Origin of the sequence: Pseudomonas sp. 008 (assembly GCF_016861935.1) — a bacterium.
Lineage (GTDB): Bacteria > Pseudomonadota > Gammaproteobacteria > Pseudomonadales > Pseudomonadaceae > Aquipseudomonas.
Genome location: NZ_BOMA01000019.1, coordinates 34,985 through 60,124 on the forward strand (window position 1 = coordinate 34,985; position 25,140 = coordinate 60,124).

The window sequence follows — 25,140 nt, forward strand, 5'->3', positions numbered from 1 at the left end:
AACGCCTGGATCACCAGACTCGTTACACCTTCAGAGACGCCCCTGGGCGCGTGCGATTAACAGCAATGGCTTACAACGTTATCAATGGACGTCTTTCCAGTATTCACGCTTGAGCAAGTAAGCGAATACGAAGAAGAACGCCAGGTACAGCAACACATAGGTACCGATGCGCTGATGCTGCAGCTTCACCGGGTTGGCCGAGTAGGCCAGGAAGGTCACCAGATTCTTGACCTTCTCGTTGAACTGCTCTTCGGTCAGCGTGCCGGTTTTCGGCAATACAGTCAGTTGATCGCAGGCTTCATGAGTCAAAGCGGTGCCGGTCAGCGGATCGAATTGCTTCTTGCCGTCATCGACGACTTGAACCTGCTTACAGCCTACCACCTGGCGACCCTGCAAGCCGACCAGAACGTTAGGCATGCCGACGTTCGGGAACACCTTGTTGTTCACGCCCCATGGACGCGACGGGTCTTCATAGAACGAACGCAGGTAGCCATAGAGCCAATCTGTGCCACGAACGCGAGCCACCAGTGTCAGGTCGGGTGGCGCCGCACCAAACCAGGTCTTGGCGTCAGCCGGCTGCATGCCGATGCTCATGTGGTCGCCGATCTTGGCGCCAGTGAACACCAGTTTCTCGAGCATCAGCTCGTGAGGAATGCCCAGGTCATCGGCGACACGCTCGTAGCGCTGGAACTTGGCACTGTGGCAGCCCATGCAATAGTTGGCGAACGTACGTGCGCCATCCTGCATCGCAGCCTTGTCGGAAACGTCGATGTCGACTTTTTCCAGCTCTGGGCCGCCGTGCTCGGCCGCGAAGGACAGTGCTGGCAGAGCAGCAAGAATCAGTACAGCAAATAGTTTTTTCATCAGCCAGTCACCCTTTCCGGAACCGGTTTGGTCTTCTCGAGCCTGGTGTAGAACGGCATCAGAATGAAGTAGGCGAAGTACAGGAAGGTACAAACCTGCGACAGCAACGTACGTTCCGGGGTAGGCGCCATCACGCCCAGCCAGCCAAGAATCACGAAGGAGATGCAGAATACCCAGAGCCAGATCTTGCTCAGCCAACCCTTGTAGCGCATGGACTTGACCGGGCTACGGTCGAGCCAGGGCAGGACGAACAGCAAGGCAATCGAAGCACCCATGGCAACAACACCCAGGAGCTTGTCCGGAACTGCCCGCAGAATCGCGTAGAACGGCGTGAAGTACCAGACCGGAGCGATGTGCTCAGGGGTCTTGAAAGCGTTCGCCACTTCAAAGTTCGGCTTCTCGAGGAAGTAGCCGCCCATTTCCGGGAAGAAGAACACGATCGCGCAGAAGATGAACAGGAACACCACCACGCCGACGATATCTTTCACGGTGTAGTACGGATGGAAGGCAATGCCGTCCAGCGGTACGCCGTTTTCGTCTTTGTGTTTCTTGATGTCCACGCCGTCCGGGTTGTTCGAACCCACTTCGTGCAACGCCAGAATGTGCAGCACCACCAGGCCGAGGATCACGATCGGCAAGGCAACCACATGCAAGGCGAAGAAACGGTTCAGGGTAATACCGGAAATCAGGTAGTCACCACGGATCCACTGGGTCAGGTCGTTACCGATGACCGGGATCGCACCGAACAGCGAGATGATCACCTGGGCGCCCCAGTAGGACATCTGGCCCCACGGCAGCAGGTAACCCATGAAGGCTTCAGCCATCAGCGCCAGGTAGATCAGCATGCCGAACACCCACACCAGCTCACGCGGCTTCTGGTACGAACCGTAGAGCAGGCCACGGAACATGTGCAGATAAACCACGATGAAGAACGCCGAAGCGCCAGTGGAGTGCAGCAGACGCAGGATCGAGCCGTACTCGACGTCGCGCATGATGTATTCGACGGAAGCGAATGCTTCTTCCGCCGACGGGGTGTAGCTCATGGTCAGCCAGACACCGGTAACGATCTGGTTGACCAGAACGAGCAGCGCCAGGGAGCCAAAGAAATAGAAGAAGTTGAAGTTCTTCGGGGCGTAATACTTGCTGAGATGGTCTTCCCACATTTTGGTCGCGGGAAAGCGCGCATCAACCCAATCCATGAACTTGCTCATCACGCTTTCTCCGTATCGACGCCAACGACAATGATGTCATCGGTCTCATAGGAATGCGGGGGAACTGGCAGGTTCAAAGGCGCGGGTTGCGACTTGTAGACGCGGCCAGCCAAATCGTAGTGGGAACCGTGGCAAGGGCAGAAGTAGCCCCCGACCCAATCCTTGCCCAGATCGGCAGGTGCCACTTCCGGACGGAAGGTCGGTGAGCACCCCAGGTGAGTGCAGATACCGATCAGCAGCAGGACTTCTGGCTTGATCGAACGCGTCTGCGGGTCGACATAGGTCGGTTGCGTCGAGTTCTTGGAGGCGGGGTCAGACAGCTGGCCCTCAATCTTTTTCAGATTCCCCAGGATTTCCTCGGTACGGCGGACGATGAACACCGGCTGACCGCGCCACTCAGCAATCATTTGCTGGCCTGGCTCGATTTTGCTGACATTCACTTTCACCGGTGCACCTGCGGCTTTCGCCTTGGCACTGGGAAACCATGACCCCACGAACGGGACCGCAGCCCCCACCGCTCCTGCAGCACCCACCACGGATGTGGCTGCTACCAAGAAGCGACGCCGGCCTGCATTCACGCCGTCATTGCTCATTCAGTCCTCTCCCATCAGCTTTGTGGCCTGTTAAATCAGGCGTCTACTAAGTAAAAATCTGAACTTATAAAAATTTTGCCGAATGGTAATGAAAAGCCCCAATTCTGACAAGGTAATTACCGAAGGGCTCCACTGCCAAGCCTTGTAGTATAGGGCCTCTGCGGATGTGGCAAGTTGTCACAGCGCAATTCGTTGATAAATAGCGCCCATAAAAAAACGCCCAGCTTCGCAAGGAAACTGGGCGTTCTTTTTGAACGTGAAAGCGAATTAACGCTTCGAGTACTGCGGACGCTTACGCGCTTTACGCAGACCGACTTTCTTACGTTCAACTTCACGAGCATCGCGGGTTACGAAGCCAGCTTTGCGCAGAGCAGAGCGCAGAGTTTCGTCGTAATCCATCAGAGCGCGAGTGATACCGTGGCGGATTGCGCCAGCTTGACCACTTACACCACCGCCGATCACGGTGACGTAGATGTCGAACTTCTCGACAGTCTCAGTCAATTCCAGCGGCTGACGAACTACCATGCGGGCAGTTTCGCGGCCGAAGAAATTATCCAGCGAACGGTTGTTGATGGAGATGTTACCAGTGCCCGGACGCAGGAAAACGCGTGCGGTTGCAGTCTTGCGACGGCCAGTGCCGTAATTTTGAGTCGCCGACATAATGAACTATTCCGTTAAAACTTCAGTTCTTGGGGCTGCTGAGCAGTATGAGGGTGAGCAGCGCCCGCATAGACTTTCAGCTTACGATACATGTCGCGACCCAGCGGGTTCTTAGGCAGCATGCCTTTGACCGCGGTCTCGATCACGCGCTCAGGGGCTTTAGCGATCAGCTTTTCGAAGTTGATCGACTTGATGCCGCCCGGGAAACCGGAGTGGGAGTAGTACATTTTGTCAGTGGTTTTAGCGCCAGTAACACGTACTTGCTCAGCGTTGATTACGACGATGTAGTCGCCGGTGTCAACGTGAGGAGTGTACTCAGCCTTGTGCTTGCCACGCAGACGGCTCGCGATTTCAGTGGCCAGACGACCCAGGGTCTGACCAGCAGCGTCGACGACAAACCAGTCGCGCTTTACTGTTTCCGGTTTAGCAGTAAAAGTTTTCATTCTTTATAGCCTCAGGGGCCGCCCTGTAAATTAGACGGCGGATCTTACTGAATAGTGCGTACTTTGACAAGTCAAAGGCAGCCGGATACAGACGCTTTCGGGGGCTCGGGTCGGCGCGTCCGTTCAACGGCAAGATTCTTCGGCGGCGGCGCATCACTTCCACTGCAGAAAGAGGTGCGCAATTATGCAGATTGCGAAAAATATTTCAACCTGCTTTTATGATTGTTTTGCCCAAGGAGCACCCGATGGACTATCGCCAGCTAGGCCGTACCGATCTGAACGTGAGTGCCATCTGCCTCGGCACCATGACCTGGGGCGAGCAAAACAGCCAGGCTGAAGCCTTCGCCCAGATCGAACGCGCCAAGAGCGCCGGGATCAATTTCATCGACACCGCCGAGATGTACCCGGTGCCGCCCAAGGCCGACACCTACGCCACCACCGAGCGCTACATCGGCAACTACTTCAAAAGTCGCGGCGATCGCGCCGACTGGATCCTGGCGAGCAAGATCGCCGGCCCCGGCAACACCATCGATTACATTCGCGACAAAAACCTGCGGCACAACCGCCAACACATCCGCGAAGCCGTGGACGCCAGCCTCAAGCGCCTGCAAACCGACTACATCGACCTGTATCAGTTGCACTGGCCGGAACGCAGCACCAATTTCTTCGGTCAGCTCGGCTACAAGCACAAGATAGAAGCCAATCTGACGCCACTGGAGGACACCCTCGAAGCGCTGGACGAGCAGGTCAAGGCCGGCAAGATCCGCCACATCGGCCTGTCCAACGAAACCCCGTGGGGCACCATGCGCTTCCTTGCCCTCGCCGAAGCCCGTGGCTGGCCCCGCGCGGTATCCATCCAGAACCCCTACAACCTGCTCAATCGCAGCTTCGAAGTCGGCCTGGCGGAAATTGCCATCCGCGAACAGTGCGGCTTGCTGGCCTACTCGCCACTGGCGTTCGGCTTTCTGTCGGGCAAGTACGAAGGTGGCGCGCGCCCACCCAAAGGTCGCCTGAGCCTCTACAGCCGCTTCAGCCGCTATTTCAACCCACAGTCGGAAGCAGCGTGCAGTCGTTACGTGGCACTGGCCCGTAAACACGGCCTGGACCCGGCGCAGATGGCGCTGGCGTTCGTCACACAACAGCCATTCGTGACCAGCAACATCATTGGCGCCACCACGCTTGAGCAACTGGACAGCAACATTGCCAGTGTCGATTTGAAGCTGTCGGATGAAGTGCTGGCAGGCATTGAGGCGATTCACCAGGATCAGCCGAATCCTGCGCCGTAACTTACGTCGACGATCGTTCCCACGCAGAGCATGGGAACGATCACGCTGCATTACAGCGACCGCGCAATAATCTCCTTCATGATTTCATTGGTCCCGGCATAAATCCGCTGCACCCGCGCATCCGCCCATGCCCGGGCGATCGGGTATTCCCACATGAATCCGTAACCGCCATGCAACTGCACGCATTCGTCGAGCACCTTGCATTGCAGGTCGGTGCCCCAGTACTTGGCCATCGCCGCTGTCGGCACGTCGAGCTTGCCTTGCAGATGCAGTTCCAGGCAGCGATCGACGAAGACCCGGCCGATCTGGATCTCGGTCGCCATTTCAGCGAGCTTGAAGCGGGTGTTCTGGAAGTCGGCGATGGCCTTGCCGAAAGCCTTGCGTTCACGGGTGTAATCCAGCGTCCACTGCAACGCCGCTTCGGCTGACGCCAAGCCTCCCACCGCGACCGTCAAGCGCTCCTGCGGTAACTCCTGCATCAGGTAAGCGAAGCCCATCCCCGCTTGGCCCAACAGGTTTTCCTTGGGCACCCGAACGTCCTGGAAGAACAGCTCCGAGGTGTCTTGAGCCTTCATGCCGACCTTTTCCAGGCGCTTGCCCTTGGCGAAACCCGGCGTGTTGGCCTCCACCAGAAACAGACTGGTGCCCTTCGCCCCCGCCTTCGGATCAGTCTTGGCCACGACGATCACCAGGTCAGCCAGAAAGCCGTTGGTGATGAAAGTCTTCGAACCGTTGATCACGTATTCGTCGCCCTCCAGCACCGCGGTAGTCTTCACCCCTTGCAGGTCGGAGCCAGCACCCGGCTCGGTCATGGCAATCGCAGTGACCATCTCGCCAGACACCAGCTTGGGCAGGTATTTGTGCTTCAGCGCTTCACTGCCGTAATGCAGGATGTAAGGCGCAACAATGTCCGAATGGAGAGAAAAGCCGATCCCGGTCAACCCCAGGCGGCCGATCTCCTCGATCACCACCGCGCTGTAGAGAAAGTCAGCGCCCAGCCCGCCGTATTCTTCCGGCAGATGGGAACAGAGCATCCCCGCCTCCCCCGCCTTGTTCCAGAGATTGCGGTCGATATAGCCTTGTTTTTCCCATTGCCCATGGAACGGCAAGGCCTCTTTTTCGAGGAACGTTCGCACGCTGTCGCGAAAAAGTTCGTGGTCGGGGCTGAACAAGGTTCTGGGGATCATGCGGCACCTGTCGTTATTGTTAGACGGAATTGACCTTCAGAGACTAAGCCTCGCTTCCGATACAGGACACTGGACACATCCGACAAAAAATAAGACGATCCAGCCGTCTGGTGACCACTTTCCCCTATAAAAATAAAGTTGAATTATGTCTAACCAAGCCTCACAGCCCTTACGGCGCGTCAGTATCCTGGCTATCGACCGGGTTTTCGCTTCCACCCTCATGCAAGCCAAGGATTTCTTCCATCTGGCCAGCCTGCGCTATGGCAAACAACTGGGCCACGGCCTGACACCGGCGTTCGAAACCCGGCTGGTCAGCCCCGACGGCAAACCGGTGAACAGCTTCAGCGACGTGATCATGCCGGTGGACGGCGGCCTGGAAAATGCCGACGTCATCATCCTCCCCGCCTTCTGGGACGATTTCGACACGCTCTGCAAACGTTATCCACAGGTCCTGCCGTGGCTGCGCGAACAACACGCCCGCGGGGCAGTGCTGTGTGGCGAGGCCACGGGGGTGTTCTGGCTCGCCGAAGCCGGGCTGCTCAACGGCAAGGAAGCGACCACGTACTGGCGCTTCTTCAATGCTTTCGCCGAGCGCTTCCCGCAGGTTCATCTCAATCAGGACAAACACCTGACCGACGCCGACAACCTGTATTGCGCCGGCGGCACCACCTCGGCCTGCGACCTCTACATTTACCTGATCGAGCGCTTTTGCGGTGCCAACGTGGCCCAGGCCGTGGCTCGCGACATTCTCTACGAAGTACAACGCAGCTATGCACCGGGGCGGATCGGTTTCGGCGGGCAGAAACTGCACCAGGATGTGATCATCCTGCAGATCCAGCATTGGCTCGAAGAACACTTCGCCGATAAATTCCGCTTCGAAGACGTGGCCCGCGAACACGGCATGAGCATCCGCAACTTCATGCGACGCTTCCAGACCGCCACCGGCGATAAACCGCTGCATTACCTGCAACGCCTGCGCATCGAGACCGCCAAGGGCTTGTTGTCCGGCAGCCGCAAGAGCATCAAGACCATCAGCTATGAAGTCGGATACGACGATGCGAGCTTCTTCGCCCGGCTGTTCCGCCAGCATACGGAGTTGTCGCCGAATCAGTATCGGCAGCAGTTTCAACAAGCAGCTTAAGAGCTAGACACCAATCCAGATTGGCTCTTCAGCGCGCATAAAAAAGGGCCTGCAATGCAGGCCCTTTTTTATTTTCCGAAATGTCCTACGGCTTGTGCGCCCGGGACAGGAATTCGTGAGACTGCATTTCCAGCAAGCGGCTAAGCGTGCGCTGGAACTCGAAGGTCAGGCGACCGCCGGTGTAGAGGTCTTTAAGCTCGACTTCGGCGGAGATGATCAGCTTCACGTTGCGGTCGTAGAACTCGTCGACCATGTTGATAAAACGTCGGGCGATGTCGTCGGTGGTGACGCTCATCTGCTCGACGCCGCTGAGCAACACGGCATGGAAGATCTTGCCCAGTTCGATGTAGTCGTTCTGGCTGCGCGGGCCGTCGCACAGTTCGCGGAAGTCGAACCAGGCCACGTCATCGCAGGTGCGCACGGCGCGGATTTCACGGTTCTCGATCATCAGCACGTCGTTCTCGACGGCAGCCGTGCATTCCGGCGTCAGGGCCCGGAAACTCTTGCGCAGGCTTTCCTGGGCGGCTTCGTCCAGCGGGAAGTGGAACAGCTCCGCTTGCTCGAGGTGACGCAGACGGTAATCGACGCCGCTGTCGACGTTGACGATCTCGGTGTTCTGCTTGATCAGCGCAATGGCCGGCAAGAAGCGCGCACGTTGCAGGCCGTCCTTGTACAGACCGTCCGGCACGATGTTCGAGGTCGCGACCAGGGTCACGCCGTTCTTGAACAGTTCTTCCATCAGCGTGCCAAGGATCATGGCGTCGGTGATGTCGGAGACGAAGAATTCATCGAAACAGATCACTCGCGTCTCGTCGGAAAAGCGCTTGGCGATGATCGTCAGCGGGTTTTTCTCGCCGCCCAGAGTCTTCATCTCTTCGTGCACGCGCTTCATGAAGCGGTGGAAGTGAGTGCGGGTCTTTTCCTTGAACGGCAGCGCTTCGAAGAAGGTGTCGACCAGGTAAGTCTTGCCGCGACCCACGCCGCCCCAGAAGTACAGGCCCTTGACCGGCGCCTGGTCCTTCTTGCCAAACAGTTTGCCGAGCAGGCCCGGTTTGTTCTGCGAGGCCGCGACCAGATCGTCGTACAGGCGCTGCAAATGACGCACTGCCGTTTCCTGCGCAGCATCGTGGAAGAATTCCGGGCGTTTCAGATCAGCTTGGTATCGTTCTAGGGGCGTCATAATTCGTTAGCAAGGCAACAAAAACGGGCCGTCACTGTAGCGACGGCCCGTGGGAATGGCAATCGGCCCTTGGTCGGACCGAACCGTTGTTTATTCCTGAACCGGTGTCAGTGCAACCCGCAATGCGCCGATGGCAGCATCGCGAGCAGCACTGTCGGCGAAGGCCGGGCTGTCGGCCACGCACTCGCCTTCCAGCCAGACGCTGAAGTTCAGGTCTTCACTGCGCACGTCCAATGGCTGGCCGGATTGCAGTTGTTTGGTCACCTGACCTGCGGTTTTGCCATCGGCGAAGTGCCGCGACAGCAGCAGCTGCTCGCCATCGGCCGCCAGCAGACGGAAGCGGAAACTGCCATCGTCTTCACGGAAGCTGACAAAACGCGCGGCTTTCGCGGCTTTCTTCTTGGTGGTGGCAGCCACTTGAGTCTGGGCGACGAAAGAACGCAGGCCGACCGCTTCACGCAGTTCGTTGAGGAACGGCGTGGCCACGGCACGCGCCTTTTTGGCGCCGGCCTGCAGGATGTCTTCCAGATCCGCCGGACGCTCGATCAACTGCTGATAACGCTCGCGGGACTCGCCCAATTCGTTATCCAGCAACTGGAACAGGCGATTCTTCGCCTCGCCCCAACCCAGGCCCTGGAGCAATTCGCTGCGGAATTCGTCGGCTTGTGCCGGTGTAGCGAAAGCCTGGAACAAGGTGAACAGGTGCGAGTTGTCCGGATCTTTGGCTTCACCCGGGGCACGGGAGTCGGTCACGATCCGCGAAATCGCGTCTTTCATCTCTTTGGCGCTGCTGAACAACGGAATGGTGTTGTCGTAGCTCTTCGACATCTTGCGACCGTCGAGGCCTGGCAGCGTGGCGACGCTTTCCTCGATCAGCGCTTCGGGCATGGTGAAGAACTCCTTGCCCTGGCCGAACAAGTGGTTGAAGCGCTGGCCGATGTCACGGGCCATTTCCACGTGCTGAATCTGGTCACGACCGACCGGCACCTTGTGGGCGTTGAACATCAGGATGTCCGCGGCCATCAGCACCGGGTAGCTGTACAGGCCCATGGTGATGCCCGCATCCGGGTCTTCGCCATTCTCGACGTTCTTGTCCACCGACGCCTTGTAGGCGTGGGCGCGGTTGAGCAAGCCCTTGGCGGCCACGCAGGTCAGCAGCCAGGTCAGCTCCGGGATTTCCGGGATGTCGGACTGGCGATAGAACGTCACCCGGTCCACGTCCAGGCCACCGGCCAGCCAGGTCGCGGCGATTTCCAGACGCGAGCGCTGGATGCGCAGCGGGTCATCGCATTTGATCAGGGCGTGGTAGTCGGCCAGGAAGTAGAACGAATCGGCATTGCTATCGCGGCTGGCAAGAATCGCCGGGCGGATAGCCCCCGCGTAATTGCCCAGGTGCGGCGTGCCGGTGGTGGTGATGCCGGTGAGGATACGGGTACGAGTCGTCATGGGTAATCGCTTGTCAGACTGCAATCAATTCGAAAGACGCGGCAGGATCAGATCCTTGAGATCGGTCAGCTTGCCATGAAAAAAGTGTCCGCATTCTGCCACTTTCAGCAGCTCATGGGGGCGATCGAGTGCGTCGGACCAATCGTAAACGAGTTGCGGATCGATCACTTCGTCGGTTTCCGGCTGGATCAGGGTCAATGTACCTTGGTGCGGCAGTTGATCCTGATCGCCCAGACGCATGACCGCAGGCGCGACCATGAACAGATGCTTGATCTGCTCACCCTTGGCCTCCAGGCGTCCGCCGAGACTGGCTGCAACAAAACCGCCGAAGGAGAAACCGAACAGGGTCAAAGGTAATTCAGGATGTTTGGCCCGCAGCCACTCGGCCGCTGCCTGGGCATCGTCGACTTCGCCGGAGCCCATGTCGTGCGAGCCTTCACTGGCACCGACGCCACGGTAGTTGAAACGCAAGGTAATCAAACCGGCGTCCCGCGCGGTGCGCTGCAGGGTCGAGACGACTTTGTTGAGCATCGTGCCGCCCTGCACCGGGTTCGGATGGCAGATCAGCGCCAGGCCGCGGGGCTGCTCATTGTCCGGGCTCATGTTTTCCAGATACAGGGCTTCCAACTGACCCACCGGGCCATCAATCACTACAGGGGTTTCGCGCATAAGCAAGGAAGGAACTCCGTGACCTCGAATCGGGTCGACTCGTCTAGCAAATTGTCTGTGCCAATCTATTGCGAGTGAATCGCGGTATACAGCGCAGGTTCGAGCCGTTAACGTAAAGCAAAGCCGTTTATAGAGGAAGGACTCGTGGAACACTCGCTCTTAGTTTGGTTGTTGCCGACTCTTGCCCTGGTTGTGGGTGTCGCCATTGGATTCCTGATCGCTCGCCTGGTGCCGAATGCCGCTCCGAGCAGCACGCAACGTCAGCTGGATGATATTCAGGAACGTTTTGACAAGTATCAGAACGAAGTGGTCACCCACTTCAACAGCACTGCATCCCTGGTCAAGAAACTGACTCAGAGCTATCAGGAAGTGCAGGATCATCTCGCCGAGGGTGCCAACCGCCTGGCCCTGGACGAGCAGACTCGCCAACGCTTGCTGGCTGCCCTGCACGCTGACGCGGTGCAGGCTCCACGGGAACGCCTGACGCCACCGCGCGATCAGGAACCGCCTCGCGATTACGCTCCCAAAGCCCCGAACGCGCCGGGCATGCTCGATGAGCATTACGGCCTGAAGAAGTAATCAGGTTTCGCGCGACACAAAAAGCCCTCGGACGAGTGATTGTCCGAGGGCTTTTTTTTATTCTGAAGTTTTCATCGCCTGAACAAGCGGCACAAAAAAAAGCCCGATCCTTTAAGGATCGGGCATTTTCATTTCAGGAAGAGGTCAGCCTCTTATGGGTACTGCTGAACAGTGCCTGGCTGTTGCTGACCGCCGTATTGCTGGCCCGGAATCGCCTTCAGGTTGACCTCGACGCGGCGGTTCTGTGCCCGGCCATTGGCATCACCGTTGCTGGCAATCGGGTTATCCGGCCCGGCACCACGTGCCGACAGGTTGGCGCCACTGACACCCTGTGAGGTCAGGTAAGTCGCTACGCTCTGGGCGCGACGCTGGGACAGGTCCATGTTGTGCTGGCGGCTGCCGGTGCTGTCGGTGTAGCCGACGATCTCGATCTGGTTCTGGTTGAACTCCTTGAGCGAGCCCGCCAGGTTGTTCAGCGGCTGGTAGAAGCTTGAGGCAATGTTCGCCGAATCGGTGGCGAACGTGATGTTACCCGGCATGATCAGCTTGATCTGATCGCCCTGGCGCTGCACCTCAACCCCGGTGTTGGCCATGCTGGCGCGCAGCTTTTTCTCTTGCTGGTCGGCGTAGTAACCGTAACCGGCGGCAGAAGCACCCACCACGGCGGCGCCAATCAACGCGCCCTTGCCACGGTTATCGTGGCTGATGGCAGCACCGGCCAGCGCACCGGCCAGGGCGCCGAGGCCACCGTATTTGGCGGTTTTGCTCATGCCCGTGGAGCTGCCATCGGCCTGACCCTGGTTGTCATAAGGGTTCGGCGATGCGCAACCGGACAACAGAGCCACCGCAGTAGCGACAACAATCAAACGACGCGAGGTGAACATGGAGGAGCTCCTACTTTTTTTGCATTCTGTGGTGCAACGGACTTAAGCAATGAACCTTTGCGGGCGTTGGATCACTGGCAACGACAAAAATTCCGTCATGAGCCATCAGGCTCGCACAAAGGGGTTACCGCGCATTTCATCGCCCAGACAGGTGTCCGGACCATGCCCGGCCACTACGGTGGCCTCTTCGTCGAGGGTATACAACCGCTGCTTGATCGACCGCACGAGCGTCGCCTGATCGCCGCCCCACAAATCCGTGCGCCCTACCCCACGCTTGAACAGCGTGTCACCGGCAATCAGCAGCTTAGCCTCTGAAAACCAAAAGCTCATGGAACCTGGCGTATGACCCGGCGTGTGCAACGCCACACCACAACCGCAGGCCAGCTCTTCTTCGTCGGCCAACCAGCGATCCGGCGATGGCACCGGGGTGTAAGGCACACCGAACATCTGGCACTGCATCTCCAGGTTGTCCCAGAGGAACTGATCGTCCTTATGCAGGTGCAGCGTCGCGCCGGTTTTCTCCTTCAACTGACCCGAGGCCAGGAAGTGATCGAGGTGTGCGTGGGTATGGATGATGCTGACCACCTTCAGGCCCAAGGCGTCGAGGCGCGCGAGGATCAGCTCGTGATTGCCGCCCGGGTCGACGACGATGGCTTTTTTAGTGATGGGGTCGCCGATGATTGTGCAGTTGCACTGCAAAGGGCCGACGGGGAAGGTTTCGCGAATGAGGGTGGGTTGCTGAGACATCGGGCACGCTCGGAAAACAGGAATGGCCAATTCTGGCACAAAATCGCATTAATCCATTTACACCTATTTGCGTCGTAAAAATGCGCTACCCCAACACCCCCAACTCTTTAGCCCTTGCCACAGCTTGGGTCCTGCGTTCTACCCCAAGCTTACTGTTGATATGACTGGCATGTGTCTTCACCGTATGCAGCGAAATGAACAACTGCTCACTGATTTCCTGATTCGAACACCCCAGTGCGATCAGTCGCAGAACGGCCAACTCACGTGTACTGAGTTGTTCGGCGACTGGCGATGACTCCACCACCGAACGGGAAGCCATGACCGGAAGCTTTTCCAAGAGACTCTGCGAAACAGCCGTCGGCGCACAGAGTTGAAGTTGCCCGCGCAGCCAGTCCGCGTGCTCAGCCAGTAATCGGTCAAACGGTTGCAGGACACCTCCGGCGGCCGCCTCCAAAGCCTGGGACAGCGCCTTGCGGGCCTCGGGTTCACGCCCACTCACCAGCAACAGCATGACTTTCTGACTCAGCGTCATCACGCTGAGCATCTGCCGACCACTGCGCTGACCGTGCTCATGCAGCGCGTTCAAGCGCCCTTCGGCGAGCATGGGCTGGCCCTTCATCACGTCCAGCACCGCCTGTTGCAGTTCAATGTGCAACGGTAATTGCGGATGAAATTCCGGAGGAGCCGCCCGGTGCTCGCCGTTGTAAGTCTGGCCCAATCGCGCGAGCCAGGCTTCGGCCAGATCGATGCGCCCCTGGGCTAGCCACAGCTCGCATTTGACCAGGGTAATCATCGCCAGATAGTAAATCGGCGGAACGTCCCAGATGTGCATCAGCCGCTCGGCCTCAGCGAGTTCGGCGAAGGCTTTTGCAAATTCGCCGCTGCTGCCGTCCAGCCGGGCAATAACACAGTGGCCGATCAGTACACTGATGTCACGACAGGCCCTGGCTTCACCCAACCCCGCGAGTAAACGTGCCCGCGCGGCCTGGGGTTGCAAGCGCAGCGCCAGCAAAAAACCCTCGTACAAGGTCAGGCGGGCGCGCACCGCATAAAGCCGTTGTGGGGATAAACCTTGCAGGCGTTGCAGCCCCTGACGGACTTCATCCAGTGAACGCAGGATCTCCCCTCGCGCCTGCAATACCCGGGCGCGGTCGTAATGAGCCAAGGCCTCGAACAACGGATTGCCAACGCGCTGTGCCAACTCCAGCGAATCACGATTCAACCCCCGGGCACGCCACAAGTCGCCATCGGCAATCGCCAGATTGGACAAGGTCGACAGGCACATCAGTCGCTGTCCATACCGTTTGGCCGGCAGGCTTTCCAGCGCTTCGGTGCAATAGAGCATGGTCAGCTCGCGATCGCCTCGCCCCCGGGCAATGATCCCGCTCAGGGCCAGCCATTGCGCCAGCATGGATTTTTGCGCAGTAGCCGACGGCGCCGGCAGGAAGCGGCTCAGGTGACTGGCCAGCTCCTCGGCGGCGTCCAGTTGACAGGCCAGCCCCAATGCCCAGCTGTAGAGCACGATCAGCCGTGGCGTGCTGATTAACAGGCTATCGGGCAAGTCCATTTTCCAGCGCAGCAACATGCCGACGTTCTGCTCGGCCAGCAGTTGCTCTTCAGAAAGGTTTTGCACCAGATTCGCCGCGACATCCAGATGCCCGGCGCGCAATGCCTGCTCCACCGCCTCATCGAGTAGCCCTTGGGCGTTGAACCAGCGGCAGGCGCGCAGGTGCAAACTGGCCGTCGGCACCATCGCCTGGGCGGTGGGCCGGCTGCGCAACAGATCGGAAAAAAGGTGGTGATAGCGATACCAGTGACCGTGTTCGTCCAACGGCACCAGAAACACCTGATGCGCCAGCAGGAAACGCAGGATTTCGGCGCTGTCATGGGCTTCGCGCACAGCGTCGCACAGCTCACTGCAAAAGCGCTCCTGGGGCGCGGTGTCGTACAGGAATGACTGCACCTCGGCGGGCAGGCAATCGATGACTTCTTCGAGCAGGTAATCGCGAATCAGCCCTTCCCCGCCGTACAACGATTGGGGCAATGCGCCCTCACTGCCCACCTCGGAGGCCGCCAATAGCCAAAAGCGCAGCCCTGCCACCCAGCCTTCGCTGCGCTGGATCAAATTCTCCAGCGCCTCGCCACGCAATGAAATGCTGTGTCGATCAAGCAGGCTCAGGGCTTCATCATGGGTCAACCGAAGATCCTGCTCATGCAACTCGAGCAGTTGCCGCGACAGCCGCAGGCGTGCCAGATGCCAGTCCGGACGCTGCCGACTGGTGACCATGACCAACAAGCCATCGGGTAAATGATTGAGGAAAAACTGCAGACAACGATCAAGCACCGGGCCCTGGGCCAGATGATAGTCATCAAGTACCAACAGCAGCGGCGTGTTGGGTGAGAGGTGCACAGTCAGTTCATCGAGCAAACCGTCCAGCCATTCTTCAAAGGCGAACGGTTGATGACGTTGGCGCATTTTCAGCAGCCCCAACGCCTGGCTGCCCAGTTGTGGAAAGTAGTCCTGAAGACCTTCGAGCAGGCGCTCAAGAAAACGGCCGGGATCACTGTCCCGCAGACTCAAGCCCAGCCACAGGCTTCGCCAGTGATCCGGCAACCCCTGACAAAACTCCACCGCCAATGAACTCTTGCCGAACCCTGCCGGCGCGCTGACCAGCAACAGCCTGCCACCGAGACCTGCACTCAGGCGCTCGCACAGACGCGGCCGCAGCACATGGCCGTCAGGCAGTGGAGGCCGGAAAAAGCGCCCGTCCAGTGCCGCGACGGCAACGCTTGCAGGACCCGGAAGTGGGGACAGATCAGTCATGGCCGGCTCTTGTTTGAAATACTGATGGCGGCGTTACAGATGTCCGCAGCCTAGCGGTAAACGAAGAGCTATTGAAGGTTATTGCTACAAATGACTACAAAAAGACTACAACCAAAAATGTCGGTATACCGGACAGCTGCTACGACGCTCTTTATGAACTTCCAAAAAAAAGCCCCGAACCAGTCGGGGCGTTTTTTTCGAGGATGCGGCCTCGGGTTACAACGTTTTTAGCGAACGCCTTCCTGACGCAACGCGGCCGGAGTGAAGTCGGCGGTGCTGGCGGTGAAGCCGAAGTTATAGGCCGACTTCTCTTCGTTCTTCATGCCCAGTGCCAGGTAGCGGCCCGATTGCAGGTCGTACAAGGTTTCGAGGGCGTACCACGGCACTTGCTTGTCGTAGTAGTTCTCGGAGTGAGCCTCGGCGACGCGCCACAGTTGCCCGCGACCGTCGTAGTGGTCGACCACTGCCGCTTGCCAGGTGTCTTCGTCGATATAGAAGTCACGTTTGGCGTAGATGTGACGCTGACCTTCCTTCAGTGTCGCGACCACATGCCAGACCCGGCGCAGTTCATAGCGAGCCAGGTCCTGGTTGATGTGACCAGCCTTGATGATGTCGGCGTACTTCAGCTGTGGCGAATCGAGCTTGTAGCTGTCGGAGGCGATGTACATCTCTTTCTTGCCTTCGAGCTTCCAGTCATAGCGATCCGGCGCACCGTTGTACATGTCCAGGTTGTCGGAGGTACGCAGGCCATCGGCAGCGGTACCCGGCCCGTCGTAGGACACTTGCGGCGCACGACGCACACGACGCTGCCCGGCGTTGTAGACCCACGCCGAACGCGGTTCTTTAACCTGGTCGAGGGTTTCGTGCACCAGCAGCACACCACCGGCCAGACGAGCCGGCGCGGTCACTTTCTGCTTGAAGTAGAACAAAATGTTGCCTGGGTTCTTCGGGTCGTAATCCTTCATCCTGTCGCGGAACACGAACTGGTCCTCGAAGTACACCAGGCTGAACGAGCCGTTCGCCTGCGGCGTGGCCTGGGTTATCAGGCGGGTCACACTGCCGCCGCGATAACGGGTGATATGGTTCCAGATGACTTCAACGCCGCTTTTCGGAATCGGGAACGGGATCGCGGTTTCGAAGTTCTCCAGACCGTTGCCACCGGACACCAGATTAGTGTTGGTAGCGTTCTTCTTGATGGAGGCAAACACCTCATCCGGCACAGTGGCGCCGCGATGGGACGGGTAGACCGGCATCTTGAAGGTTTCCGGGTAGCGCTTGAACATCGCGTACTGGCCCGGCGCGAGTTTGTCCTTGTACTGGTCGACGTTCTGCGCGGTGATGGTGAACAGCGGTTTTTCACTCGCGAACGGATCAGACAGAAAACCCTTGCTGTCCACGCTACCGGCGTTTTTTGGCATCGGTTTCCAGGCCGGGATCGAGCCGTCGGCGTTGCCTGCCATCTCGGCCCCCATCGGGGTCAGGCTCTTGCCCAGCTTGTCCGCTTCGGCCGCAGGGACCGCCGCCATGACAGCGGTCGCCAGCAGCGAAAGCCCCAGAACACCAACATGGAACAGACTCTTTGTTATTTTCATAAATGTGTTCGTCCTGAAAATACTGTGCTTAGAAGTTCACGCCGAAGCTGAGCGCAACGAAGTCGCGGTCATCTACGGTGGTGTACTTGCCGTCGAAGAAGTTGGTGTACGCCAGGCTCGCGGTGTAGGTGTTCTGGTATTCGGCATCGAGCCCCAGGCTTACCGCTTTACGACCTTCCTCGAAGTTGCCGCCAGGGCCTGGCGAGTAACCGCTCACGTCGTGGGACCAGGCCACGTTCGGCTTGAGGTTCACACCGGCGAATACGTCGGGGTATTCCCAAATGGCCCGGGCGCGATAACCCCACGAAGTGGCCGTAGTGAAGCCGTCGTCGTTGCAATTGCGGCTGCGGTTATTGGTAGCGGCACCTGGGCCGGCACCGTTGATGGTGCTGGTATTAAGGATCGCCGAGCAGGTATCGAGACCACCGGTGGACGGCAGTTCGCCAGGCCCGTAGACCGGGTCACGGCCATAACGGACGTCAGAGGTGCTTTCCAGGCCACCGACATGGGTCACGCCCAGTTCGCCCACCAGGGTCAGACGGCTGGCGCCCATGACCTGATCGAAGAAGTGCGTCAGGGTGGTCTGGAACTGGGTGATTTCCTTGCGGCGATAGCCGTGCAAGTCCTGACCCGGCACACCATTAAGCAGCGAAGCATTGGTCAGGGCGCCGCCCAATGGACGCACGCCGGCGAACAGAATGTCGGTGGAGTTGAGCTGCACCGGCGCGTTCGGACGATAGCTGAGCTCACCGCTCCACGCCGTGCCGGTAGGCAAGGTAGTGGAGAAGCTCAAGCCGTAGAGGCGGATGTCTTCCGGGTACTCGACGAAGTAGTTCGAGTTACCCGCGACCACCAATGGTGCCAGAGCCCGAAGCGCCCCCGGCAAGGCCGCTGCCCGTGCATAGGCCGATGCTGGAGCACCCGTGGCGCTGAAAATCGGCGCACGGCTGTGATAGTTCATGAAGTAGGCGCCGAACTCGGTATCCAGCGGCTCAAACATGTATTTGAGGGACGCGCCCCACTGACCGCTGTCCCGCGCATCGCGATCCGCGCCACGGCGCACCAGCACACCTTCTTCGTTGACGTCCACGCCCAGCCTGGTCAATGTCGGCAGAGCGGCGGCCGGAATGGTCGAACGCTTGTTCAGCACGCGCAGGTTGTTGTCGCAACCGTCGGCAATGATGTCGGGCTGGGAGAAAAAAGTGCCGCAGTTGTCGACGACGGTCTGGTCCCATTCCAGCTGATAGAAGGCTTCGGCCGACAGGGTGTCGGTGAGGCTCTGGGACACGTAGAACATGTTGACCGGGATCAGACCTTCCTTGACCTCGGCGCCGGGACGACGGAACGCGGAGACGTCGATCGGGTTGATCGAGTTGATGCCGCCGCCGATGAAAGTACTTTCACCCCAACTCACAACCTGCTTGCCCAGACGCACGGAACCCGGCTGATCGGCAATGGAGTAGTTGTGGTAGACGAAGGCGTCGAGGATCTCGCCGCCGGAGGATTTGGCGCCTTCCTTGCGGTTGCTGTCGCTGATGTCCTTGAATTCGCGGCTTTCATCCTTGAGTTCGAAGTCGTACCAGTATTTGCCTCGGACGAAGACACCGGTGTCGCCGTATTTCAATTCAAGGTCATGAATACCCTTGAAGATCTTCGAGAAAGTTTCGCCACTCTTGAAGTTGGCGTGACCGTCATCGGACGTCTGGGACAGGCCATGGCCCCCGTTATTGACGCCGATCAGGTTTTTGTTGGGACTCTGAGTAGACCAACTGGCTCCGATCGACAGGGATGAGTCGAATTGACCTTCGATTTCACCAACGTTGAAACTGACGCCGAATGCGGGCCCGGCGAGCGAAGAGGCGAGACTGACCGCCAGGGGCAGTTTCGCCCGGCGCCAGAACTGGTTTACTGATGTCATCGACGCTACTCCATGTGCATTATTGTTATGGCTTAGTACTTTTAAAAACGCTGTGGGTAACCGGAAGCCAAGCGGTCCGAAGTCACTCCAAAGTTGCATCGCCCCGTTTATTGCGTGAGCTCCGTTCTTAAAAATCCTTGAGCGGACTATAGCCAGCAGGTAGTAGTGCTTGATCCCTCTAAAGTGTGATTTGCGCTGCCGGCCACTCTGGAACAGTCCTTTCGCCAGTCCGACACATGTCGGCACGGCAAGGATGGCTGAAAATTCGGATTTCACAAGCCAAGCGCTTGCTTGGTGGCTCTGGCGTGCCCTTTTGGGCACGCCAGATGACGCTTAAAGCGTCGAGAGGAAGGTGCTGTTGTTGGCCTGCCATTCGGTGATGTCGACGCGGATACGCTTCTTGTCGAGCTTGCCGACGCTGGTCTTGGGAATTTCAGTAACAACGGCGATCTGACTCGGGATAGCCCACTTGCTCAGGTGCCCCTGTTCAACGTACGGCTTGAGGTGCTCCTTGAGTTCCCTGGCCCCGATCTGATGCCCTTCGCGAACCACCAGCAGCGCAAATGGGCGCTCGCCCCACTGTGGATCGGCGATGCCCACCACTGCTACCTCGCGTACCGCAGGGTGGCGACTGATCAAGTCTTCCAGGTCCAGGGAAGAGATCCACTCGCCACCGGTCTTGATCACATCCTTGATCCGGTCACGGATGTCGATCACGCCCATGCTGTCCAGGGTTGCCACATCGCCGGTGTGCAGCCAGCCCCCGGCCCAGAGCTCGGCGCCTTTTTGCGGCTCGTTGAAGTACCCCTCGGTGAGCCACGGCGCACGCAGCACCAGTTCGCCCTGGGTTTCGCCATCGGCTGGCAGGAAGTTGCCCTCGGTGTCGACGATTGCCGCCTCAACCAACGGCCCCGGCACACCCGCCTTGATCCGGTAGGTGGTGCGTTCATCTTCGGTGCCGGCCATCAGCTCATCGTTGAGGTGGGCGCATGATACCAATGGCCCGGTCTCCGACATGCCATAAGCGGCGGTCAATTGGATGCCCTTGGCCTTGGCGGCATCGTACAGCGCATGGTTGAGCGCACTGCCGCCGATGACGATTTTCCAGCCACCGAAATCGACGTTTTGCGCCGCCTTGGCATTGAGGACCATTTGCAGAATGGTCGGCACGCAGTGGGAAAAGCTCACCTTCTCCTTGCGCCACAGCTCCACCAGATACTCGGGGTCGTAACGGCCCGGATAAACCTGCTTGAGCCCGAGCATGGTCGCCACATACGGCAAGCCCCAGGCATGCACATGGAACATCGGGGTGATCGGCATGTACACGTCGTTGGTGCCCAACAGCCGCACGCTGTCGATGGCGCCCATGATGGTCGCCACACCCATGGTATGCAGCACCAGTTGCCGATGGGTGAAATACACGCCTTTGGGGTTACCGGTGGTGCCGGTGGTGTAGAACGTGGTGGCCACCGAGTTTTCGTCAAAGTCCTGGAAGTCGTACTGCGGGCTCGCCGCGGCCAGCAACTGCTCGTACTCGCCGACAAGGTTTGGCAGCTCGGCAGTCTTTTCCGGTAAATCGGTCAGCAGCAGGGTTTTCTCCACCGTGGTCAGGTGCCCGGCAATCGCCTTGTACAAACCGACGAACTCGCTGTTGACCAGCACGAAGCGGTCCTCGGCATGGTTCATGGTGTAGAGAATCTGTTCCGGCGAAAGGCGCACGTTGATGGTGTGGATCACCGCGCCGATCATCGGGATGGCAAACATGCACTCCAGGTAGCGATGGCTGTCCCAGTCCATCACCGCCACGGTATCCCCGGCCTTCACGCCGGCTTCTGTCAGCACATTGGCGAGCCGTGCGACCCGCTCGATCAGGGTCGGATAGCTGTAGCGCAACTGATCGCGATAGATGATCTCCCGAGTTTTTTCGTAACGGGCGCCGGACATCAGCAGCCGTTTAATCAACAACGGATACTGGTAAGCGCCCTCGGCTGGAGGAATAACGCGAGTCTGCAACATAAGAGTCCCTTTTTGACTGCACAGTCTTGGCTGCTAAAGCTAAGCACTCTAGAGGCCTTGAACGCCAGCCAAATCAGCCAAAGGTATGATTTGCAGAGCCGTACAAATGCTAGCTTTGCGCCAGCATTTGCGAGAGTTCGTCAGCCGTTACGCCATTTTTCCTACGGCAGCCTCGGCTGGTGTCCGGGGGAAAACCATTGCAGCCACGAAGGTCAACGCCGCAATACTCGCCAATATCAGGTAAAGGCCTACAAAACCTTGGCGCGGTTCGACGAACGAAATCAGCGGAATCGCGGTAGCACTGGCACCGAACGATAAACAGTAACGCAGCGCGAAGACTCGGGATTGCCATTGCGGCGCGACAAAGTTGGCGACCATCGCATCATTCACCGTGACCTGGCCAAACACCACGAACATGAACGCCGCACCCAGCACGATCACGGCCCAGCCGTCGACATAGGCCAACCCGAACAACAGTGGCGCCTGGCACAGCGTCAACACTATGAACGGCCATTTCAGACTGAAACGATGCAAGACCCGGCCGATGCTCAACTGCGCCACGGCGCCGAAGGCATACGCCAGGCTGACTACGACGCCAAGGATTTGCGGTGAAGTAAACAAATCGTGCAGGCGTTCCTGAAACAATTTCGGATAGGTCATGGTCGTGGCGTTGAACACCACACCGCCGGTCGCGGTGGCCAAGGCCAGTACGCCGAACACCATGACCATGGAAATCCGCTGGCCAGCCGCATCTTTGAGCGGTGTGTGCGCACGCTTGGGGATCGGTTCTTCGCGCACCTGAAACGCGAAACCGATGCCCAGCCCAATCGCCACCACGCCAGGCAAAACGAACGCCGAACGCCAGCCGAGTTGCGCCACCAGCAACCCGGTGATCAGCGCCGAAAACGCCACGCCAAGGTTGCCCCACATGCCGTTGATACCGATTTCACGGCCCCGGTTCTGCGCGTAAGCCACCAGCATCGCGGTGCCCACCGGGTGATAGATCGCGGCGAAAATACCGATCAGCGTCAGGCCGAGTACCAGCATCGGTGCGCTGCTGCTCACGCCGGTAAAGATCGCCGAAGCGCCAATGCCGAAAAAAAACACCAGCATCATTTTCCGTCGGCTCCAGCGATCCCCCAGCCAGCCGGCCGGCAGCGAACAGGCGCCAAAGGCAATAAAACCACCGAGAGATAGGCCGATCAGCGCGGCGTAGTCCTGCGCGAAGGCCTGGGTCATGCCGAGAACGGCGGCGGGGAAAATCAGCATGAACATGTGATCGATCACATGAGCTGCGTTGATATAGCGGAGGACATTTCTGGACTGGTTCATCGCGGCACGCTTACGTTGTAGTGAGCGGCTTATGCTAAGTTGGCGAAAAAGAGTAATTCTGACAACAAAGTCATTGGATCTGACATGTTAATCAGCCATTTCCTGCACGGGCCGGTCAGCGCCTATCCGCGAGATTACGTGGACGGTGCTCACCAGGAACTGCATCAACACCGCGAAGCACAGTTGCTGTACGCCGTTTGCGGCACCATGCGAGTGGTCACTGCGCAAGGTGCCTGGGTCATTCCACCAACCCGAGCCGTGTGGATTCCACCATTGGTGGCGCATGAAATTTTCATGTCGGGCGAGGTGCGCATGCGTTCGCTGTTCATTGCCCCCGAACTGTCGCCGCCAACGCTGCAACAGTGCTGCGTGCTGGCCGTCACGCCGCTGCTGCGCGAGCTGATCCTGCGCGCGGTGCAAGGTCCGCGACACGCGAAAAACTCATTGATTCAGCGGCTGATGCTGGAAGAAATCGCCAGCCTGGAAAACCTTCCGCTACACATTCCAATGCCCGAAGATCGACGCCTGCTGGGCATCTGCCTGGCGCTGATGCGCGCACCGGAGCACTCCAACACCCTGGAAGACTGGGCACAGCAGGTCGGCGCCAGTTCTCGAACTTTGGCGCGGCTGTTCCAGCAGCAACTGAAGATGAATTTCAATGCCTGGCGCCAGCAACTGCGCCTGATGGAAGCCCTGCCGCGTCTGCTCGCCGGGGAAAGCGTGCAGAGCGTGGCGCGCGATCTGGGCTACGGCAGTGCTCGGGCGTTCAGCGCAATGTTTCGCCGTTTGCTCGGGGAAAACCCTCGGGAGTACCTGAACGCGCTGAACAAATTGAGCGAACTCAATCCCCCGTAGACGCTCAGCACTGTCAATGCATCTCGGTGAACGCGAGTTTCACGCCGATGGCGATCAGCACCGCGCCCATCGTCCGGTCGAACCAGTGGCCCATGCGGGCGAAACCGGCGCGCACGCGTTGTTGACTGAACAACATCGCCACCAGGCAAAACCAGAGCGCCGTTGCCGCTGCCAGATAGATCCCGTAACCGGCCTGTACCGCCAGCGGCGTGTGCGGGTTGATCACCACGGTGAACAGCGACAGGAAAAACAGCGTGGCTTTCGGGTTCAGGCCATTGGTCACGAACCCCGCAGTGAAGGCGCCCCGCGCGGTGCGCTCACCCGCTTCCTGGTGCAGATCGTCAGCCGCAGGTTTGGCCGGTTGCGCGCGCAGGGCCTTGTAGCCGATGTACAACAGGTACGCGGCAGCGGCCCATTTCAAGGCGTTAAACAGCACGATCGACTGGGACACGATCAGCCCGATCCCCAGCAGCGAATAACCGACGTGAAGGAAAATCGCCGAGCCAACGCCCAGCGCCGTCCAGGTCCCGGCACGGCGACCGTGAGTCACGCTCTCTCGCACCACCACGGCGAAATCCGGGCCTGGGCTTGCAACAGCCAGCAGGTGAATCAGCGCAACGGTCAAGAATTCTGTCCAGTACATGGGGGCTCCTTTTGGCCAAGCGTAACTGCTTGTTTCATCTGGTAGGCTCGGCAGATTACGCCTTCAGTTCAACGCACAAAAGGTACAGTTGATGACGAACTCTCGCCGCGCCGTTTTCCTCGACCATCCGTCCCTGGACCTCGGCGATCTCGACCTCAGCCCACTACGCGAGTGCTTCAGCGACTTGCAGCTGTTCGCCCAGACCACGCCTGCGCAGGTGATCGAACGCCTCAAAGGCGCCACTGTCGCCATCACCAATAAAATCCTGATTGATGCGGCGGCCATGGCGGCCAGCCCCGAGTTGAAGTTGATCCTGATCACCGCCACCGGCACTAATAACGTCGATCTGGCCGCCGCCCGCGCCCACGGAATCACTGTTTGCAATTGCCAGGGTTACGGCACGCCGTCGGTGGCTCAGCACACAATCATGTTGTTGCTGAACCTGGCGACGCGCCTGGGCGACTATCAAAAAGCTGTCGCCGAAGGTCGCTGGCAACAGGCGAAACAGTTCTGCCTGCTGGATTACCCGATCGTCGAACTCGAAGGTAAAACCCTCGGTTTGCTCGGCCACGGTGAACTGGGCGGTGCCGTCGCGCGGCTGGCAGAAGCGTTCGGCATGCGCGTCTTGCTGGGGCAGATTCCGGGCCGCCCTGCCCGCCCGGATCGCTTGCCGCTGGACGAACTGCTGCCGCAAATCGACGCCCTGACCCTGCATTGCCCGCTCAACGAACACACCCGACACTTCATCGGTGCCCGTGAACTGGCCTCGATGAAGCCCGGTGCTTTCGTGGTCAACACCGCGCGCGGTGGCTTGATCGACGAACAAGCATTGGCCGACGCCCTGCGCAACGGCCACTTGGGCGGCGCGGCCACCGACGTGTTGAGTGTCGAACCACCGACTGCGGGCAATCCGCTGCTGGCCCAGGACATTCCACGGCTGATCGTCACCCCGCACAACGCCTGGGGTAGCCGCGAGGCGCGGCAGCGAATCGTTGGCCAGTTGACGGAAAACGCTCAGGCTTACTTCAGCGGTAAAGCGCTGCGGGTCGTCAGTTGATAAACTGCGGCAC

Annotated in this window: 22 protein-coding genes; 5 read left to right on the forward strand and 17 right to left on the reverse strand. The window is 59.0% G+C overall.

Features of this window, described 5'->3' with window-relative positions:
* Positions 1 to 81 precede the first annotated feature (81 nt).
* The 5 genes from JUI81_RS29055 to rplM form a co-directional block, all read right to left on the reverse strand.
* On the reverse strand, positions 82 to 864 hold the full coding sequence (locus tag JUI81_RS29055; RefSeq protein WP_018930120.1) for a cytochrome c1: 783 nt from the start codon (positions 862 to 864) through the stop codon (positions 82 to 84).
* Positions 864 to 2,075: a cytochrome bc complex cytochrome b subunit gene (locus tag JUI81_RS29060; protein ID WP_018930119.1), complete on the reverse strand. Its 1,212-nt coding sequence runs from the start codon at positions 2,073 to 2,075 to the stop codon at positions 864 to 866. The genes JUI81_RS29055 and JUI81_RS29060 overlap by 1 nt, the downstream gene beginning before the upstream one ends.
* Positions 2,075 to 2,668, reverse strand: coding sequence for a ubiquinol-cytochrome c reductase iron-sulfur subunit (gene petA, locus JUI81_RS29065; RefSeq protein WP_007939825.1), 594 nt, complete (start codon positions 2,666 to 2,668; stop codon positions 2,075 to 2,077). Before petA ends, JUI81_RS29060 begins: the two co-directional genes overlap by 1 nt.
* Positions 2,669 to 2,935: 267 nt before the next feature.
* A complete protein-coding gene (gene rpsI, locus JUI81_RS29070) occupies positions 2,936 to 3,328 on the reverse strand; it encodes a 30S ribosomal protein S9 (protein WP_003228056.1) in 393 nt (130 codons plus the stop codon).
* Between the two features lie 14 nt (positions 3,329 to 3,342).
* Positions 3,343 to 3,771, reverse strand: coding sequence for a 50S ribosomal protein L13 (rplM, locus tag JUI81_RS29075; RefSeq protein ID WP_007939824.1), 429 nt, complete (start codon positions 3,769 to 3,771; stop codon positions 3,343 to 3,345).
* Positions 3,772 to 4,016: 245 nt separating this feature from the next.
* Here rplM and JUI81_RS29080 point away from each other — a divergent pair, with 245 nt between their 5' ends.
* Positions 4,017 to 5,057 carry an NADP(H)-dependent aldo-keto reductase gene (locus JUI81_RS29080; protein ID WP_204125517.1) on the forward strand — a complete coding sequence of 347 codons (1,041 nt, stop codon included), beginning with the start codon at positions 4,017 to 4,019 and terminating at the stop codon, positions 5,055 to 5,057.
* 50 nt (positions 5,058 to 5,107) lie between these two features.
* Here JUI81_RS29080 and JUI81_RS29085 read toward each other — a convergent pair whose 3' ends face one another.
* The gene (locus JUI81_RS29085) at positions 5,108 to 6,244 is read right to left on the reverse strand and encodes an acyl-CoA dehydrogenase family protein (RefSeq protein ID WP_105347905.1); all 1,137 of its coding nucleotides are present in this window, start codon (positions 6,242 to 6,244) and stop codon (positions 5,108 to 5,110) included.
* 244 nt (positions 6,245 to 6,488) lie between these two features.
* On the opposite strand from JUI81_RS29085, the gene JUI81_RS29090 reads away from it, so the two are divergent.
* On the forward strand, positions 6,489 to 7,385 hold the full coding sequence (locus JUI81_RS29090) for a GlxA family transcriptional regulator (protein WP_172901249.1): 897 nt from the start codon (positions 6,489 to 6,491) through the stop codon (positions 7,383 to 7,385).
* An 85-nt stretch (positions 7,386 to 7,470) separates the two neighbouring features.
* On the opposite strand, the gene zapE is transcribed toward JUI81_RS29090, so the two are convergent.
* From zapE to JUI81_RS29105, 3 genes are all read right to left on the reverse strand, one after another.
* Complete coding sequence (gene zapE / locus JUI81_RS29095) at positions 7,471 to 8,565, reverse strand: cell division protein ZapE (RefSeq protein WP_019582361.1); 1,095 nt, start codon at positions 8,563 to 8,565, stop codon at positions 7,471 to 7,473.
* Positions 8,566 to 8,655: 90 nt separating this feature from the next.
* Positions 8,656 to 10,011, reverse strand: coding sequence for a tryptophan--tRNA ligase (locus JUI81_RS29100; protein ID WP_018930116.1), 1,356 nt, complete (start codon positions 10,009 to 10,011; stop codon positions 8,656 to 8,658).
* Positions 10,012 to 10,035: 24 nt separating this feature from the next.
* Positions 10,036 to 10,680, reverse strand: coding sequence for an alpha/beta hydrolase (locus tag JUI81_RS29105; protein ID WP_019582363.1), 645 nt, complete (start codon positions 10,678 to 10,680; stop codon positions 10,036 to 10,038).
* A 144-nt stretch (positions 10,681 to 10,824) separates the two neighbouring features.
* On the opposite strand from JUI81_RS29105, the gene JUI81_RS29110 reads away from it, so the two are divergent.
* A complete protein-coding gene (locus tag JUI81_RS29110; RefSeq protein ID WP_018930114.1) occupies positions 10,825 to 11,259 on the forward strand; it encodes a YhcB family protein in 435 nt (144 codons plus the stop codon).
* A 152-nt stretch (positions 11,260 to 11,411) separates the two neighbouring features.
* Here JUI81_RS29110 and JUI81_RS29115 read toward each other — a convergent pair whose 3' ends face one another.
* The 7 genes from JUI81_RS29115 to JUI81_RS29145 all read right to left on the reverse strand — a co-directional run bounded on the left by JUI81_RS29115 (position 11,412) and on the right by JUI81_RS29145 (position 22,572).
* Positions 11,412 to 12,143: an OmpA family lipoprotein gene (locus JUI81_RS29115; protein ID WP_018930113.1), complete on the reverse strand. Its 732-nt coding sequence runs from the start codon at positions 12,141 to 12,143 to the stop codon at positions 11,412 to 11,414.
* Positions 12,144 to 12,248: 105 nt separating this feature from the next.
* Positions 12,249 to 12,890 (reverse strand): MBL fold metallo-hydrolase, encoded by a 642-nt coding sequence (locus JUI81_RS29120; protein WP_204125518.1) that lies wholly within the window; start codon positions 12,888 to 12,890, stop codon positions 12,249 to 12,251.
* 85 nt (positions 12,891 to 12,975) lie between these two features.
* Complete coding sequence (locus tag JUI81_RS29125; protein WP_204125519.1) at positions 12,976 to 15,714, reverse strand: LuxR C-terminal-related transcriptional regulator; 2,739 nt, start codon at positions 15,712 to 15,714, stop codon at positions 12,976 to 12,978.
* Positions 15,715 to 15,941: 227 nt separating this feature from the next.
* Positions 15,942 to 17,306 (reverse strand): DUF1329 domain-containing protein, encoded by a 1,365-nt coding sequence (locus JUI81_RS29130; protein ID WP_018929604.1) that lies wholly within the window; start codon positions 17,304 to 17,306, stop codon positions 15,942 to 15,944.
* A 28-nt stretch (positions 17,307 to 17,334) separates the two neighbouring features.
* Positions 17,335 to 19,224 carry a DUF1302 domain-containing protein gene (locus JUI81_RS29135; RefSeq protein WP_019582366.1) on the reverse strand — a complete coding sequence of 630 codons (1,890 nt, stop codon included), beginning with the start codon at positions 19,222 to 19,224 and terminating at the stop codon, positions 17,335 to 17,337.
* 333 nt (positions 19,225 to 19,557) lie between these two features.
* Positions 19,558 to 21,240 carry a fatty acid--CoA ligase gene (locus tag JUI81_RS29140; protein ID WP_018929602.1) on the reverse strand — a complete coding sequence of 561 codons (1,683 nt, stop codon included), beginning with the start codon at positions 21,238 to 21,240 and terminating at the stop codon, positions 19,558 to 19,560.
* A gap of 147 nt (positions 21,241 to 21,387) precedes the next feature.
* On the reverse strand, positions 21,388 to 22,572 hold the full coding sequence (locus JUI81_RS29145) for an MFS transporter (protein ID WP_019582367.1): 1,185 nt from the start codon (positions 22,570 to 22,572) through the stop codon (positions 21,388 to 21,390).
* 84 nt (positions 22,573 to 22,656) lie between these two features.
* Here JUI81_RS29145 and JUI81_RS29150 point away from each other — a divergent pair, with 84 nt between their 5' ends.
* Positions 22,657 to 23,427, forward strand: a complete 771-nt coding sequence (locus JUI81_RS29150; protein ID WP_019582368.1) for a helix-turn-helix domain-containing protein — start codon at positions 22,657 to 22,659, stop codon at positions 23,425 to 23,427.
* Positions 23,428 to 23,440: 13 nt separating this feature from the next.
* Here the strand turns inward: JUI81_RS29150 and JUI81_RS29155 are convergent, their stop codons facing one another.
* Positions 23,441 to 24,070, reverse strand: a complete 630-nt coding sequence (locus JUI81_RS29155; RefSeq protein WP_019582369.1) for a LysE family translocator — start codon at positions 24,068 to 24,070, stop codon at positions 23,441 to 23,443.
* A 91-nt stretch (positions 24,071 to 24,161) separates the two neighbouring features.
* Between JUI81_RS29155 and JUI81_RS29160 the strand changes: the two genes are divergently transcribed.
* Positions 24,162 to 25,127, forward strand: a complete 966-nt coding sequence (locus JUI81_RS29160; protein WP_204125520.1) for a 2-hydroxyacid dehydrogenase — start codon at positions 24,162 to 24,164, stop codon at positions 25,125 to 25,127.
* Positions 25,128 to 25,140 lie beyond the last annotated feature (13 nt).